This is a genomic window from Nocardiopsis sediminis (genome assembly GCF_042650565.1).
Classification (GTDB): Bacteria; Actinomycetota; Actinomycetes; order Streptosporangiales; family Streptosporangiaceae; genus Nocardiopsis_B; species Nocardiopsis_B sediminis.
This window is the reverse complement of record NZ_JBHSBH010000003.1, coordinates 476,149-490,851: the sequence shown is the minus strand read 5'-3', so window position 1 is coordinate 490,851 and position 14,703 is coordinate 476,149. Positions and strand designations below refer to the sequence as shown.

At 75.0% G+C, this 14,703-nt stretch carries 10 protein-coding genes; 3 read left to right on the top strand and 7 right to left on the bottom strand.

What is annotated here, in order from left to right:
- Positions 1-24: 24 nt before the first annotated feature.
- The 3 genes from ACFOVU_RS03535 to ACFOVU_RS03525 are packed head-to-tail and all read right to left on the bottom strand — an operon-like array spanning position 25 to position 3,390.
- Positions 25-1,449: an FAD-binding protein gene (locus tag ACFOVU_RS03535; RefSeq protein WP_378529809.1), complete on the bottom strand. Its 1,425-nt coding sequence runs from the start codon at positions 1,447-1,449 to the stop codon at positions 25-27.
- Between the two features lie 40 nt (positions 1,450-1,489).
- The gene (locus ACFOVU_RS03530; protein ID WP_378529808.1) at positions 1,490-2,449 is read right to left on the bottom strand and encodes a decaprenyl-phosphate phosphoribosyltransferase; all 960 of its coding nucleotides are present in this window, start codon (positions 2,447-2,449) and stop codon (positions 1,490-1,492) included.
- A gap of 14 nt (positions 2,450-2,463) precedes the next feature.
- Complete coding sequence (locus ACFOVU_RS03525; RefSeq protein ID WP_378529807.1) at positions 2,464-3,390, bottom strand: DUF3068 domain-containing protein; 927 nt, start codon at positions 3,388-3,390, stop codon at positions 2,464-2,466.
- A gap of 192 nt (positions 3,391-3,582) precedes the next feature.
- Between ACFOVU_RS03525 and ACFOVU_RS03520 the strand changes: the two genes are divergently transcribed.
- A complete protein-coding gene (locus tag ACFOVU_RS03520; RefSeq protein ID WP_378529806.1) occupies positions 3,583-4,860 on the top strand; it encodes an acyltransferase family protein in 1,278 nt (425 codons plus the stop codon).
- Between the two features lie 14 nt (positions 4,861-4,874).
- Here ACFOVU_RS03520 and ACFOVU_RS03515 read toward each other — a convergent pair whose 3' ends face one another.
- Positions 4,875-6,962 (bottom strand): hypothetical protein, encoded by a 2,088-nt coding sequence (locus ACFOVU_RS03515; RefSeq protein ID WP_378529805.1) that lies wholly within the window; start codon positions 6,960-6,962, stop codon positions 4,875-4,877.
- 174 nt (positions 6,963-7,136) lie between these two features.
- On the opposite strand from ACFOVU_RS03515, the gene ACFOVU_RS03510 reads away from it, so the two are divergent.
- Together ACFOVU_RS03510 and ACFOVU_RS03505 are read left to right on the top strand one after the other, a co-directional pair.
- On the top strand, positions 7,137-7,883 hold the full coding sequence (locus tag ACFOVU_RS03510; protein ID WP_378529804.1) for a class I SAM-dependent methyltransferase: 747 nt from the start codon (positions 7,137-7,139) through the stop codon (positions 7,881-7,883).
- On the top strand, positions 7,880-8,635 hold the full coding sequence (locus ACFOVU_RS03505; protein ID WP_378529803.1) for a class I SAM-dependent methyltransferase: 756 nt from the start codon (positions 7,880-7,882) through the stop codon (positions 8,633-8,635). Before ACFOVU_RS03510 ends, ACFOVU_RS03505 begins: the two co-directional genes overlap by 4 nt.
- A 22-nt stretch (positions 8,636-8,657) precedes the next feature.
- Here the strand turns inward: ACFOVU_RS03505 and ACFOVU_RS03500 are convergent, their stop codons facing one another.
- Genes ACFOVU_RS03500 through ACFOVU_RS03490 form a run of 3 tightly spaced genes read right to left on the bottom strand, consistent with a single transcriptional unit; the run spans position 8,658 to position 14,528 of the window.
- Complete coding sequence (locus tag ACFOVU_RS03500) at positions 8,658-8,924, bottom strand: DUF7660 family protein (protein ID WP_378529802.1); 267 nt, start codon at positions 8,922-8,924, stop codon at positions 8,658-8,660.
- A gap of 10 nt (positions 8,925-8,934) precedes the next feature.
- Positions 8,935-10,071 (bottom strand): DUF3068 domain-containing protein, encoded by a 1,137-nt coding sequence (locus ACFOVU_RS03495; RefSeq protein ID WP_378529801.1) that lies wholly within the window; start codon positions 10,069-10,071, stop codon positions 8,935-8,937.
- Positions 10,071-14,528: an alpha-(1->3)-arabinofuranosyltransferase gene (locus ACFOVU_RS03490; protein ID WP_378529967.1), complete on the bottom strand. Its 4,458-nt coding sequence runs from the start codon at positions 14,526-14,528 to the stop codon at positions 10,071-10,073. The genes ACFOVU_RS03495 and ACFOVU_RS03490 overlap by 1 nt, the downstream gene beginning before the upstream one ends.
- Between the last annotated feature and the right edge of the window lie 175 nt (positions 14,529-14,703).

The following is a 14,703-nucleotide window of genomic DNA, read 5'->3' as shown; positions in this document are numbered from 1 at the left end:
CGCGGCGAGCCGGGACGCCCCCGGCTACACCAGCTCCAAGCGGCGGGCGAGGTCGGAGGTGAGGATCCCGTCCGGGTCGGCGCGGGAGCGTGTCGCCTGCCATTCGGGGAGGCGGGGGTACATGGCGTGGACGTCGGTGGCGTTGGCGCGGGAGTCCTTTGCGAGGTAGATGCGGCCGCCCGCTTCGGCGACGGCGGTGTCGAAGGAGCGGAGCAGTGCGGCCAGCCCCGGGAGCCCGGCCGGGAGGTCGAGGGCGAGGGTCCAGCCCGGCATGGGGAAGGACAGCGGCGCGGGGGTCCCGTCGCCGAAGCGCTTGAGTACGGCGAGGAACGACGGCGCGCCCGCTGCCGCCAGGCGTTCCACGATGCGCCTGAGGGTGCCCTCCGCGCCGAAGGGGACCACGAACTGGTACTGGACCAGCCCGCGCGGCCCGTAGAGGCGGTTCCAGCCGCGCACGGCGTCCAGCGGGTGGAAGAACGACCCGATCCCCTGGATGCGGTCGCGGGCCCGCCGGGGCGCCCGGGCGTGGTAGGCGGCGTTGAACGCGCGCACGCTCCACCTGTTGAGCATCCCCGGCGGCACCGCAGCAGGCGCGGTCGCGAGGGTCCGGGGCGCATAGGCCAGCGGGTCGCGGCGCAGGCGCGGCGGCAGGTCGGCGGCGCGTGCATGGTGGGCGCGGGTGAGCGCGCCGCGCCCCGTGGCGGCGCCGCGGGCCATGAGGTCGATCCAGCAGACGGTGTAGCGGTAGCGGTGGTCGCTCGCGCTCATCAGCGCCAGCGCGGCGTCGAGGTCGGGCGTCCGGTCGGTGTCGACCCGGACGGCGGCGGTCTCGACCGGGATCACGTCGAGCGTGGCCTCGGTGACCACCCCGGTCAGGCCCATGCCGCCCACGGTGGCCCAGAAGAGTTCGGGGTCGCGGCCGGGGCCGAGGACGTGCTCGGTGCCATCGGGGGTGACCAGCCGCAGGGAGCGGACGTGTGCGCCGATCGAGGAGTCCGCGTGGTGGTTCTTGCCGTGGATGTCGGCCGCGATCGCGCCCCCGACCGTGACGTGCCGGGTCCCCGGTGTGACCGGGACGAAGCGGCCGCGGGGCAGCAGGTGGGCCATCAGATCGGAGAGGGCGGTGCCCGCCGACGCAGTGACGGTGCCCGCCGCGCGGTCGAGCCGGATGCCGGGCGCGAGGCCGGTGCAGTCGAGCACCAGGCCCCCCGCGCACTGGGCGGCGTCGCCGTAGGAGCGCCCCAGGCCGCGGGCGATGGCCCCGCGTCCAACCCCGCCGTCATCGTCGGCCCCGCGTCCCGCCCCGGTGCCGGCCGCGGCCGCCTCGCGCAGCAGGCGGCCCGCTTCCGCGGCGGTGCGCGGGCGCACGACCCTGGCGGCGGTGGGTGCCGTCCGGCCCCACCCGGTGAGCAGGCGGTGTCCGCCCTTCTCAGCCGGTCGGTCCTCCACCGGTCCCCCTTTCCCGTCCGGTTCCCTTCCCCCGCCGATCTCACCCGAGGTGGGCGCCGAGGCCGACCAGGATGAGCAGGGACAGCACGCCCAGCTGGAGCCCGCGGTCGCGCAGGGCGATCTCCTCCGGCTCCTCGCCGATGCCCCGGTCGACCAGCATGTGGTAGCGGAGCACGCAGGCGATGAACGGCACGATGCTCGCCGCGCGGAACGGCAGCGGGTCGCCCGTGCCGCTCCCGTCCAGCGCCCAGAGGCAGAAGGTGACGATGAGCGCGCCCGACACCATCGTCCGCACCTGCGTGAGGTAGCTGACCGTGTAGCGGGCGAGCGTGGCGCGGGTGCGGGTGCCGGCCGGTCCGCGCAGTTCGGCCTCGCGCTTGCCGGTGACCACGAGCAGCGCCGCCAGCGAGACGACGATCAGGAACCAGCTGGTCACCGGTACCCCGATGGCCACCGCCCCGGCCAGTGCGCGCAGCACGTGGCACCCCGCCACCGCGATGATGTCGCAGACCGTGACCGACTTCAGCACGGCGGTGTAGGCGCCGGTCAGCACCAGGTACGCGGTGAGCACCGCGAGCACGGGACGGCCCCCCGCGGCAATGGCCGCCGCCAGCGCAGCGGCGATCAGGAGCACGCCCGCCGCGGCCGCCCACCCGACCGGCAGCGCGCCCGCGGCCACCGGCCGGTGGCGCTTGCGCTCGTGTTCCCGGTCGCGGTCGACGTCGCGCACGTCGTTGAGCAGGTAGGTGCCGCTCGCGGCGATGCAGAAGACGACGAACACCGCGGCGGTGCGGCCCAGCGCGTCGGGGTCGCCGAGCTGGCCCGCGGCGCCCGGGGCGGCGAAGACCAGCAGGTTCTTCAGCCACTGCTTGGGCCGGGAGGCCCTCAGCAGGGCGCGGGCCCGCCCCGTCACCGTCCACGGCGGGGCCGCGGGCGGTGACGGCGCCTCCGGACCGGCCGGAGGTAACGGACCGGGGGGCGGGTCGGACGGGCGGGCCATGCGCCGGCCCGGCCTCAGTGCCGCTGTGCGGCCGCCGACCGGGCGGAGACCAGCAGCAGCGCGCCGATCGCGAGCAGGACCGGCCCGGTGATCACCAGCACGAGGGGGATCGTGGTGCGCAGCAGCGGCAGCACGGTCAGCCCCTGCTGGACGCCCTCGATGTTCTGCTCGATGGTGTCGTCGGTGAACCGCATCTCGCCGTCGAAGAGCACCAGGCGCTCCTCGCCGTCGACGAACGCGCCGCGGTGCTGGTCCTCGATCAGGTCGATGGGCGCGCCGGTGTTGGGCTCGATCCAGTAGGTGCGGGTGACGCTGAAGACCTCGTCGGCGGTGACGTCGCCGTCGCCCTCCATCCCCAGCAGCGATCTGGGCAGGGTGCGCTCGTTGATCTTGGTGGGCTCGACCACCTGCTCGAACCGGTAGGTCTCGATCCCCTCGACCGTCTCCACGCCCTCGAAGGTGATGGGCAGGGTCTGGCGTGTGGGGACGTCGAACAGCTCGTAGTCGCGCTGCTCGGTGAGGAACGGGAACTTGAACGCCTGCCCGCTCTGCGTCACCGGCTCGTCGTTAACGGAGGCGTCGCAGCAGTCGACCGCCTCGCCGCTGACGCGGTCGTGTCCGGCCCGGCGGGTGGTGGACAGGATGGCGAAGTCCCGGTCGACGTCCTTCACCCAGGTGAACTGGTCCCAGACCACGACGTCCTCGTCGCTGGCGGCGACGTCCGCCCGCACGGTCGTGTAGGCCTCGACCGTGGCGCCGTCGACCTGCTCGACGTCCTGCGCGCTGAAGTAGGTGACGTCCTCCCCCCGGTTGGTGGTCTCGTTGTACTGGTCCATGGGGGTTTTCATCACGGCGGCGGCCATCCAGAATCGCAACAGGGGTGCGAGGACCACACTGAAGACCCCCAGGGCGATGCAGACGACTGCAACGGTACGGCGCATGAGGAGACCTCCAGGGGAAGGATCCGGATCTGGAACTCGGTTCATTTTGAGGTAGAGTACTTCCCCGCGGCGGCCAACGTCACCAGGGCGAGTCCGAATTTTTATAACAGGTTCTAGTATGACGCGAACCCCACTCCCGGCCGCCCGTCCTCCCCGCGCGGGCCGCCCGCCCGAACCCCCGGGAGACCCCCTGTGACCTCGCCTTTCACCGCGCAGCAGGGCACCCCCGATCCGGCTTCCCTGCCCCGGGTGCGCGGGCACATCGACGGGCTCGACGGTATCCGGGCGATCGCCGCGCTCATGGTCCTGGTATTCCACGTCGCGATCGAGACCGGGGCGGCCCTGGCCCCCGGGGTGACCGGTGCGCTGCTGTCGAGCGGCGAACTCGGGGTGCCGCTGTTCTTCGCCCTCTCGGGGCTGCTGCTCTACCGGCCGTGGGCGCGCGCGGCGCTCGACGGCACGCCCGGCCCGGCGGTCCGCCCCTACCTGTGGCGCCGGGGCCTGCGCGTGCTGCCCGCCTACTGGATCGTCGCCGTGACCGCGCTGCTGCTGTGGTCACGCGAGCACCTCGACTCGGTGCGCACGTGGGTCGAGGTGCTCACCCTGACCTTCACCTACAACCGCGACCCCTGGTGGGCCGGCACCGGCCCCTACGGCCTGGGCCAGATGTGGAGCCTGTGCGTGGAGGTGTCCTTCTACCTCCTGCTGCCGCTGTTCGCGCTGGTACTCACCCGGCTGGCCGCGCGCGGCGGCGACGACGCCGGCGCCCGCGCCCGCCTGCTCCTGTCCGGCCTGGCGGCGCTGAGCGTCCTCGGCGCGCTCGCCCTGATCCCGCAGTTCTACCCGGAGCCGCGCGTCTACCTGCACGCCTGGCTGCCGCGCACACTGGGCATGTTCGCGGTGGGCATGGCGCTGGCGGTGGTGTCGGAATGGGCCTGGCGCGAGCCCGGCCCCGACGGCCCGGCGCGGCGGCTGTGCCGGACCCTTTCCCAGGCGCCCGGCCTGAGCTGGACGCTGGCGGGCATCACCTACCTCCTGGCGTCGACCCCGGCGGCGGGGCCGCGGTTCGTGGGGGTCGACGGCGTGTGGATCTCCCTGTTCAACCTGCTCACGTCGATGGCGTTCGCGTTCTTCGTCATCGCCCCCGTGGCGCTGATGCCGGCCCGCTCCCCCGCGACCGGACCGGAGGCGGCGTCCCCACGGCGCGCGCCGGGGCCGGAGGCGCTGCTCGGGCACCCCGTGACGCGCTTCCTGGGCCGGATCTCCTATGGGATCTTCCTGTGGCAGTTCGTGGTCCTCTACCTGTGGCGCGACTTCACCGGCCAGGAGATCTTCACCGGGTCGTTCTGGCTGGACCTGGTCCCGGTGGCCGCCGGCACCGTCCTGCTGGCGACGGCCACCCACCGGTGGGTCGAGCGGCCGATGCAGCGGCTCGCCCGCGGAAGGCGCCTTTCCCGCCGGGCGGGCTGAGGCCCGGCCCGGGCCTACCGGGGAACGGGATTGGGGATGTCCTCCCCGTCCTCCGCCGGCTCCTCCTCCCCCGGCCCCTCCTCCGCGGATCCGTCCCCCTCCTGAGGCTCCTCGGCCCACGGGTCCCCTTCGGTCACGGGCTCCAGCTCGCCGAAGGTGACCCACCGCAGGCACAGCGCCTCCGGGTCGGTGGTGACCATCAGCTGGTTCCCGGCCCCGGCGAGCGGCACGTACCAGACCCCGCCATCGGGGGCAGCGGGCAGCCGCGTGCTCTCCGCCGCGTCGCCCACGAACGCGTGCAGCTCGGTCTCCGTCTCGGACGAATAGGCGATCCCGAGAACGAGCGTCGGCCCGCCCAGCGACTCCACCGGCCACACGGCCTGGCCGCCGAAGTCCGCGGTGGCGATGCACTCCTCGTCCTCCGCCGGGCCGAAGAACGCGCTGCTCTCGGCCGGGCCCCCGGGGACCAGGTACCCGGCGTCGTTGAAGACGAGCGCCGATCCGGCCGGCTCGGGATCGCGGATGCGCTCGGCCACGCCCTCCTCGGCGAGCGGGCTCAGGACCTGGGAGCTGAGCCGGCGGGTGCCGTTCCACGGCAGCACGATGTCCTCAGGTACCGGCCGCGGGTAGACCCCGGCCTCGGGCGGGACCTCGCTCAGCGACCCGCGGACGGTGTCGAGGTACCAGCGCACGCGGCCGCCGCTGAGGGTGTCGGCGAAGGTGTAGGTGGACGCGCCGCCCACCAGCGCGAACGCGGTCGTCGCCGCAACGGCGGCGGTGCGCGCCGCGCGCGTGCGCGCGGCCCCCGGCGGCCACGCCCGGCGGTACGCCCCCTCCTCACCGCGCACCGGGAGGAAGGCGAAGGCCAGGCAGACGGCGAAGACCAGCGCCGCATCGGCCACATAGCGGGGGTCGTAGCCGATGACGTCCTGGTAGCGGCCCCGCGCGAGGAGGGTGGGCACGATGTCGACCACCACGAGGTGGCCGGCCAGGATCGCCCACGCCCGCCACGACCTGCGCCGCACCGCCAGGCTGACGATCACCGCGACACCGATCGCCGACCACGCGGCGACCACCACCTCGGCCGATGGGTTGAGCAGCCCTCCGGCGGGGGTCACCGGCCCCCACTCGACCGGCCCGCCGGCCGCGCCCGCTGGGAAGGTCTCGCCGAGCAGCCGCTGGGCCATCGACAGCGCGGTGTCGCCGCGCGGCGCCCCGGCGCCCTCGCCGCCGGAGGTGTCCTGGCGGGAGAGGTAGAGCAGCCCGTGGCCCACGGACAGCAGGGCCATCCCGGTCCAGAAGGGCATGTCGCGGTCGAGCGTGCGCCACAGCACCCCGGGCAGGCGCCCCCGGACCAGGAACGCGGCCGCGAACACGAACAGCAGCGGGGGCAGGAACATCGCCTTGACCGAGAAGGCCATCCCGAACACGACCGCGCCCGCCGCCTGCCAGCCGAAGCGCGCCTCGCCGGTGCGCAGGTACCGGGCCGTCCACAGCAGCGCCAGGGCGATGGCGAGCTGGAAGGGCACCGCGTTGAGCGCGGCCGACCACCAGGCCAGGACCGGGATCGTCAGCGGGGCGAAGACATAGACCACCAGCGGCGCCAGGATCGCCCAGCGGCGGCCGAACACCACCCACAGCAGGCGGAAGACCGCGGCCGACGCCCCGGCCTGGCAGGCCAGCATCACCCCGGCGGTGAGCGTCCAGTCGTAGGGCGCGATGGCGGTCTGGACGTAGGCGAGCAGCTTCGCCCCGGGCATCAGGTGGCCCTTGTGCAGCTCGGTCAGGTACTCCACGGTGAGGTCGGAGGCCGCTGCGTCGGCGACGAAGAGGAAGTCGTCCTCGATGAAGTAGGCCGAGCGCAGCACCACCACCTTGACCGCCAGCGAGGCGAGGATGAGCGCGGACCCCAGCATCACCACGGGGTCGCGCACGCCCCGGGACACCGCGGCGGCGAGCGCCCCGGCCGGCGCGGCGGTCGTGTCAGCGGTCGTATCGGGGGCCGTGCCATCGGGCTCCACCGGCTCCCCGGCCGTGGCGGCCGGTGCGGGGTCGGCCGGCAGCGGTTCCCGCGCGGGCCGCGCGCCGTCGGGATCGGACATGGCGCTCACTTCCCAGCCGTGGCCGCGGACCGGTTGACGCCGCCGCATGAGGGGGTGTCACAATACAACACGTTCCACATTATTCGGCGATGGTCCGCGCAGTTCCATGGCAGTGGGGCATCCTGAACGAGAACCGGGTCCACACCGGTCGCCAGCGCCGCCGGGAGGAGCGCCGTGAGCCTCGACGAAGTGCGCGACGACTGGACCCGGCTGGGCTCGGCCGCCCCCCTGTGGGCGGTCTGCGTCGACCCCGCCAAGCGCACGGGCGGCTGGGACGACGACGAGTTCCTGGCCTCCGGCGCCGCCGAGGTCGACTCCGCCATGGCGCGCCTGGCCGAGCTGGGGATCCGCCCCGCCGGAGACCACGCCCTGGACTTCGGCTGCGGCGCCGGGCGCCTGTCCAACGCGCTCGCCGGGCATTTCGGCCGGGTGACGGGCGTGGACATCTCCGCCCCGATGCTCGCCGAGGCGCGCCGGCTCGACCGCAGCGGGGGGCGGGTGGCGTTCCGACTCAACGAGGCCCCCGACCTCGCCGCGTTCGCCGACGACTCCTTCGACCTCGTCTACACCGACCTCGTCCTCCAGCACCTGCCCCCGCCCTTGGCGGCCGGGTACCTCGCGGAGTTCGCACGGGTGGTGCGGCCCGGCGGGGCCATGGTGATCGGGGTGCCCGCGCGCGAGCGGCGCACCTTCAAGGGCCTGGTGTTCCGCTTCGCCCCGTGGCCGCTGATCCGGGTGGCCCAGCGGGCCGTGCTCGGCTATCCGGCGCCCATGCGCATGCACACGCTGCCGCCCGGCCGCCTCGCCGCCCTGCTGCGCCCGCTGGGGGCGCGCATCGCCGCCTCCGACCCCTACTGGGGCGGCGACCACTGGGACCACCTGCGGCATTACGTCGCCGTCGACGGACAGGCCGCCCCGTGAGCGCCCCGGCCACCGCCTCCGAGGCCCCGTTCCGCGCGACCCTGCGCCGGTCCGTCGCGCTGTTCTCGGCGTTCCGCAAGGAGCAGACCGACCCCGACCACTTCTACGGCACGCTCGCCCGCGACACCGTCGCCCAGCTGCGCACCTACGCCGACCTCGACGGTGCGGTCGTGGTCGACATCGGGGGCGGGCCCGGCTACTTCGCCGACGCCCTGCGGGCGGCGGGCGCCCGCTGCGTGTGCGTCGACGCCGACACCGCCGAGCTGCGGCTGCGCGGCGGCGACCTGCCCGACACCGCGGTCCTCGGCAGTGCGCTGGACATGCCGATGCGCACGGGGTCGGTCGACGTCTGCTTCTCCTCCAACGTGCTGGAGCACGTGCCCGACCCGCCGCGGATGGCCGAGGAGATGGTGCGGGTGACCCGCCCCGGGGGGACGGTCTACCTCTCCTACACGCTGTGGCTGTCACCGTGGGGCGGCCACGAGACCTCGCCGTGGCACTACCTGGGCGGCCGCTACGCCGCCGAGCGCTTCACCCGCCGCACGGGCCGCCGGCCCAAGAACGACTTCGGCCGCACGATGTTCGCGGTATCGGCGGCGCAGATGCTCGCCTGGGCCCGCAGCCGCGACGACGTCGACGTGGTCGACCTCCTGCCGCGCTACCTCCCGCGCTGGCTCAAGCCGGTGATCCACGTCCCGCTCCTGCGCGAGATCGTCACCTGGAACCTCCTCCTGGTCCTCCGCAAGCGCTGACCGGCGCGCCGGACGCGGCCGGTCACTCGTAGACCGTCGCGGCCGCAAGGGCGCGGGCGAAGAGGGTCCAGTCGGCGTCTTCGGGCAGCTCGCGGCCGGTATTGGCGTACCAGCCCGGAGCGCTCCTGAGCCAGGCCGCCAGGGAGTCGAGGTACCGGTCGAGGGTCGTGTTCTCCCATTCCTCACCCCGCTCCCGGAACTCCGCACCGAGCCGGGCGATGAAGGCGGCGAGCTCTTCGCGGCCGGTGACGTCCGATGCGCCGGACGCGGGGGAAGAGGGGAAGGGCATGGGCGAGATGCTACCGGCGCGGGTCCGGCTCCACCGGTCCGGTGGCCGGGGTGGGGACCGGCCCGGGCTCCTCCCGGTCGCCGGGACCGGTGGGTGCGGGCCGGCGACGGGCCCGCGCGGCCGCCATCGCCCCGGCCGCCAGCAGGAGGGCGCCGAGGGCGCCCAGCGCGGCAGGGGCCCAGGTACGCACGGACAGGAAGGTGAGGCGGATGGCGCGGGCGTCGGCGACGAACGCGCTCACCTGGTCGTCGGGCATGGCCAGCGACGCGTCCAAGAGCGTCCGCTCGCCCGTCCCGGTCTCGGCGCGCAGGGTCTCCACCCGCTCCTCCTCGGCGTTGACGAGGCGCCCGCTGACCGGCTCGATCCAGTAGGTGCGGTGTACCGCCACCCACCGGGTGGCGGTGACGGTCCCGGCGCGGTCGAGGCCGAGGGTGCGGGCCGGGACCGACCGTGCGGACTCCGGGACCTGGGTGGGCTCCACCGTCTGCTCGTAGCGGCGCGTGGCGAGCCCGGCGACCTGCTCGGTGCCGGTGAACTCCATGAGCGGGGCGGCGCGGATGTCGGCGTCGTAGAACGGGTAGGCGTCGCGGCTGCCGCCCGCGGGCCAGTACAGGACCAGGCCGGCCTGGCGGACCGCGCGGTCGCCGTCCACGTGCTCGCCGCAGCAGTTCACGGCGGTGCCGGTGGAGCGGTGCACCACGACCCGGCGGTCCATGTGGCCGATCATGGTGTCGCCCGCGGTGTCGACCGTGACGTCCCAGGTGCTCCAGTCGGGGTTGCCCGGGCTGACCGAGCCGTGCACCTCGGTCCGCTGCACGACCTCGGTGTCCTCGACGGTCTCCCACGTGCTGGTGTCGAGGTAGGAGGCTGCGGGGTCGGCCAAGCGCACATCGGTGGAGACGACCGCGGGCAGCACCTCGATCCGGTCGGCCACGTGGAAGCGCAGCAGCAGCGCCAGCGTGATCGCGAACGCCGCCGCCGCGAACAGCAGCGGCGCCGCATTGGCGCGCACGGCCCGTTGCGCGGCCTCGCGCCCGGCGGACCGGCGCCCCGCCCTGCCCGGGGCGGGCGGGCCGGGCACTGCGTCATCGGGCGGCCCTGGCGCGGTGCCGCCGGACGGGTCCGTGACTTCGTGGTGGGCGCGCATCAGGCGTTGACCTCCTGTGCGCTGCCGTGCCGGTCATCCGTTGCGGGACGGTCTTCGTCCCGGGGGCCGCGGGCTTCGCCGGGCGGCGGGGCGTCCGGACCCTCGGCCGGCTCCGCCGGGGCGGCGGGCTCACCCAGGGCGATCGCGAGCCGCACCAGCGCCGGGAGGCAGCACAGCTGCGCCACCGCGCCGCGCAGCGGGTCGCCGAGCAGTTCGCTGATGTCGTGGAACGGCAGGTAGAGGGTCAGGTAGGTGCCCACCGCAAGGGAGATCCCGGCGCAGCAGAGCGAGGCGACGACGATGAAGGGCCCGGTGAGCAGGCGCAGCAGGCGCCCGCCCGACGCCGGGCGCTGCGGTTTGGCGTGCCGCAGCCGCTCGGACGGCGCCCGGCCGAGCCACCACGCCACGAGCAGCGCCGCCACCGCCGCGGCGGCGCCGACCGCCCCGGCCACCCACACCCCATAGACGAGCGCGAGGGGGACGAGCAGGCGGCGCCGGATCCCGGCCGGGCCGACGGAGGGCGACCACACGGCTCCCGCGCCCCCGGAGTCCGGAGGCGTGGGGGATCCGGAGGCGCTCCGGTCCCCGTTGGCCGTGGCGTTGCGGCCCGCGCCCGCGGGGCGGCCGCTCCGGTCGGTGAGCAGCATCGGGGCGCGGGCCGGGAGCCGGCGGCGGAGGCGGCGCCGGGGGGTCCCGCCGCCGCGGGGGCGGCGGACCGCCGCGGCGACGGCGACCAGCGCCAGTGCCGCGCCCACCCCCAGCGCCAGGTGGTAGGGGCCGTCCGGGGTGTAGGTGAGGGTGACCGTCCCCGCCGTTCCGGCCGGGAGCCGCCACGCCTGCTTCCAGCCGTCGAGCCGCACCGGCTCCAGTGGGGCGTCGACCCCCTCGGCCTCGGCCCGCCAGCCGTCGTTGAAGTTCTCGTTGACGACGAGGTAGGAGTCCTCCTCCACCGCCACGTCGAAGCGGCGCTCGCCGTCGCCCCACGCCGACATCGCGGCCACGGGCGCGGTCTCGACCTCGTCGCGCGCGGCCGCGCCCGCCTCGGCCACCAGCGCGGACCGCACCTGGTAGCGGTTGCCGGGCTCGACGGCCACGCGGTTGCCGCCGTCCACGATGCCGGTGTCTCCGCAGCTCTCATAGCGCAGCGCCCGGCCGGCGAGGACGTCCTCCAGGGTGCCCGAGACGATGCGGGTCTCCACCCGCTCGCCGTTGACCCGCAGCACGGGCCCCAGCCCGCAGGCCGTCGTCGCGTCGCCGCCCTCGACGGGCTCCAGCGGGTCCACGCCGGGCAGCCGGATGCCGCTGATCTCCAGCGGCTGGTCCTCGGGCCGCTCGAAGGTGAGGGTGAGCTCGTCGGTGGTGAAGGGCGCGAACCCCACCCAGCCGCTGCCGTCGAGCCAGCCTTCGCGGACCGTCCCCGCGGTCTCGGCGATGACCTTGACCGGCCGCAGGACGCTGTCGGCGCGGGGGAAGTCCACCCGCAGGCCGTCGATCTCGGTGGCCCGGCCCAGGTCGACGTCGAGCGAGGGCGCGTCTTCGCCGGGGTCGGGGTACCAGACGGTGGCGCGGTCGTCGTCGAAGGCGTTGCGCCCCATGGCGGCCGGGTGCTGCACCGAGGCCGACGACGAACTCACCTGCGGGTACCCGGTCGCCCGGTTGGCGGCGTTCTCGGCGTCCACGGGATCGGCGATGACCGCCTCGCCGCTGATCACGTGCCCGCCGGCCCCGGCGCCGGCGCCCATCCGGAAGGAGCGGTCGAAGGTGTAGGCGTCCTCGCCCTGGACCGCGAGATCGGGGTTGCACACCCACACCTGGGAGCCCTCCATGCACCCGGGGACCGACCCGGTCGACCCCGTCAGCAGCACGGTCCGCGCACCGGGCACCCCCGGCACGTCCAGGGTGCGCGCCGGGTCGAGCCCTGGCAGGGTGAGGCCGGTGATGCCCACCCGCGTGCCGAACCGGTACTCGGGCTCCCAGGCCAGTTCGTCCACGCGGATGCGCAGGGAGGAGGTGGTGCCCTGGGGGGCGGTGAACTCCTGGGGCTCGCCGGTGGCCGCGACCGCGGCGGTGGCGGAGGCGTCGTCGGTGATGATGCTGATCCGCGCGGGCGGCGGCTCCCCGGGGATCTGCTCGAAGGCGATGGCCAGGTCGCCGACCTCGCGCGGCTCGGCGAACTCCACCTCCAGCCACTGGCCGATGGCGCCGGCGAACCCGCTGGAGCGCCAGGAGGTGTCGGCGGTGGCGTCGAGCGCCGCGAAGGGCATCCGGCCGGGGTCGCGGGTTCCGGCCGCCGCGTTCGCCCCGGCCTCGGAGGAGGACGCGGTGACCGAGGCGATGCCCTCGTCCACGGCCACGGAGGTGTAGTCCGCCCAGGCGGGGTCCATGATGTCGGGGGCGGGGGCGCCGCGCTCGGGCTCCTCGTCGGCGGTGAAGGTGTTGCTGACGTTGCGGCGCACGTCGGGGTAGACGATCTCGCGCCGCCGTGAGGTGTCGGTAGTGACCGTGTTCTCGGGCGCGATGTCGTCGGCGCCCGGGTCGTCGCCGATGACGACCGGCCGGTCGTCATCGAGCATCCCCTGCTCGGCCAGGCCGAGCAGGGCTTCGGGGCCGCCGGTCACCCGCAGGGCGCCCTCGGCCGGGACGGTGCCCACGGTGGGGGCGGCGCCTTCGACCTCGTAGACCTCCAGCGCCCGGTAGGGCTGGTCGTACCAGTCGGCGGCCCGCTGGACGTCGAGCGACCCGACGTGGGGGCCGAAGGAGGCCCGGAGGGTGACGCCGGGGGAATCGGCGAGCGCCTGGTGCACGCGCGCCGGCCAGCCGCCGTTGTTGCCGCTGCGCTGGAGGTCGTTGCGCACGAGGAGGTGGGTGACGCCCATGCGGGCCAGCGTGGCGGTCAGCCCCTCCGACCCGCGCCCGGAGGAGATCCGCTGGTCGACCTCCTGGGTCAGCCGCGACGCCCCGGCCGACCCCCAGGGGATGATCTGCTGGTTGGTCCAGGCGGCGTCGAGCAGGGGCTGCATCGGCTCGTCCATGGGGCGGCCCCACTCGTACTCGCCGCGCGCCGAGCCCGGGACCGCCATCGTCATGCCGTCGCGCGCCCGGGCGTCGAGCCAGTCGGCGGCCTCGTACCAGTAGCCGGGGATGCGCTCGAAGCCGCCGGGCGTGGCGATGCCCACCGTGGCCAGCGGGGTCAGCGTCGCCAGGAAGGCCAGGGCGCCCGTTGCGGCGGCGACCCGATGCACCGTTTGCGGCTGCGGGACGGGCCACCGGGCGGGCGGGGGCGGCTGCGGGCCCGCGGCGCGCCGGTCGGCCGCGCGCAGGGCGAGCACGACCGGCAGGTGGGCCAGGCCGAGGACGACGGGCAGGCGGATCAGCGCGTCGAACTTGTGGATGTTGCGGAACGGGCTGAGGAGGCCGTCGAACATCTCCCGCATGGCCGGGGCGAACGGGCCGGCCGCGGCGTCGGCCCCCGTGTAGCCGGCGGTGATGATCGCGGTCCCGGTGAGCAGGCAGACGGTGAGGAAGAGGCGCTCGGGGGTGCGCCGGTCGATGAGGGCGGCCATGCCCATCCCGGCGACCAGGGCGGTGACCGCGATCAGCCACGGCTCGGTCGACAGCTCCGCGCCCGACGGCAGCGCCGCCTGCCCCTGCGCGGGGAGGTAGCCCATCCAGTTGGAGGCGCCGCGCAGTGCGTTGGCCAGGGACGCGACGCCGGTGGTGGTGGCCGCGTCCTCGGTGAAGGGCATGAAGGAGTAGACGTAGCGGCCCATGAGCAGCAGCGGGGCCAGCCACCAGAAGGAGACCAGGAACAGCGCCGTGAGCCACCAGAGCAGCAGCCGCCGGGTGCGCGGGCCGCGGGAGCGGGTCAGCAGGTAGATGAGCGGGACGACGAGGACCGCGAGTTCCGAGGCCGCGTTGGTGCCGCCGCAGCAGAGGAACGCCACCCCCGAGAGCATCGCCATGCGCAGCGGGCTGCGGCCCCGGCGGGCGCCCAGGACCAGCGGCAGCAGGATCCACGGCAGCAGCATCATGGGCTGGAGCTCGGCGGAGTTGTAGGAGATCAGCGTGAGCACGCGGGGCGCGAGGGCGTAGGCCGCGCCGGCGACGATCCGCGTGTGCAGGGTGCCGATCCCCAGGGCCTCGGCGAGCTTGACGGTGCCCAGGAAGGCGGCGCAGAGCAGCACCGCCATCCACGCCCGCTGTACCAGCCACGGGGGCATGTCCAGGGCGATGAGCGCCGCGTGGAAGGGGCCGTTGGGGAAGAAGTAGCCGTAGGCCTGGTTCTGCACCTGCCCGAAGTAGGCGGGGTCCCACAGGTGCAGCGCCCGCTCCAGGAACCCGAAGGGGTTGACGGCCAGGTCGATCTTGGTGTCGCCGACGATCATCGGGGGGTCGAGGCTGAGCGCCGCGGCGGTGAGCAGCATGCACACCGCCGCGAGCTTGAGCCGCCGCAGCATCCCCGGGTCGGGGCCGCCGGCGGGCGGGGCGCCGGGGGGATGCGGCGACGGGGGGCCGTGTGCGGGCGCCGGGTCGTCGGGCGGCGCGTCGGCGGCGGGCCGGTCGTGCAGCGGGGGTGCGGCGTGGTGGCCGGGGCCCGGGGGCGGTGTGTCGTCGTCGGCGGGGGGGCGCCGC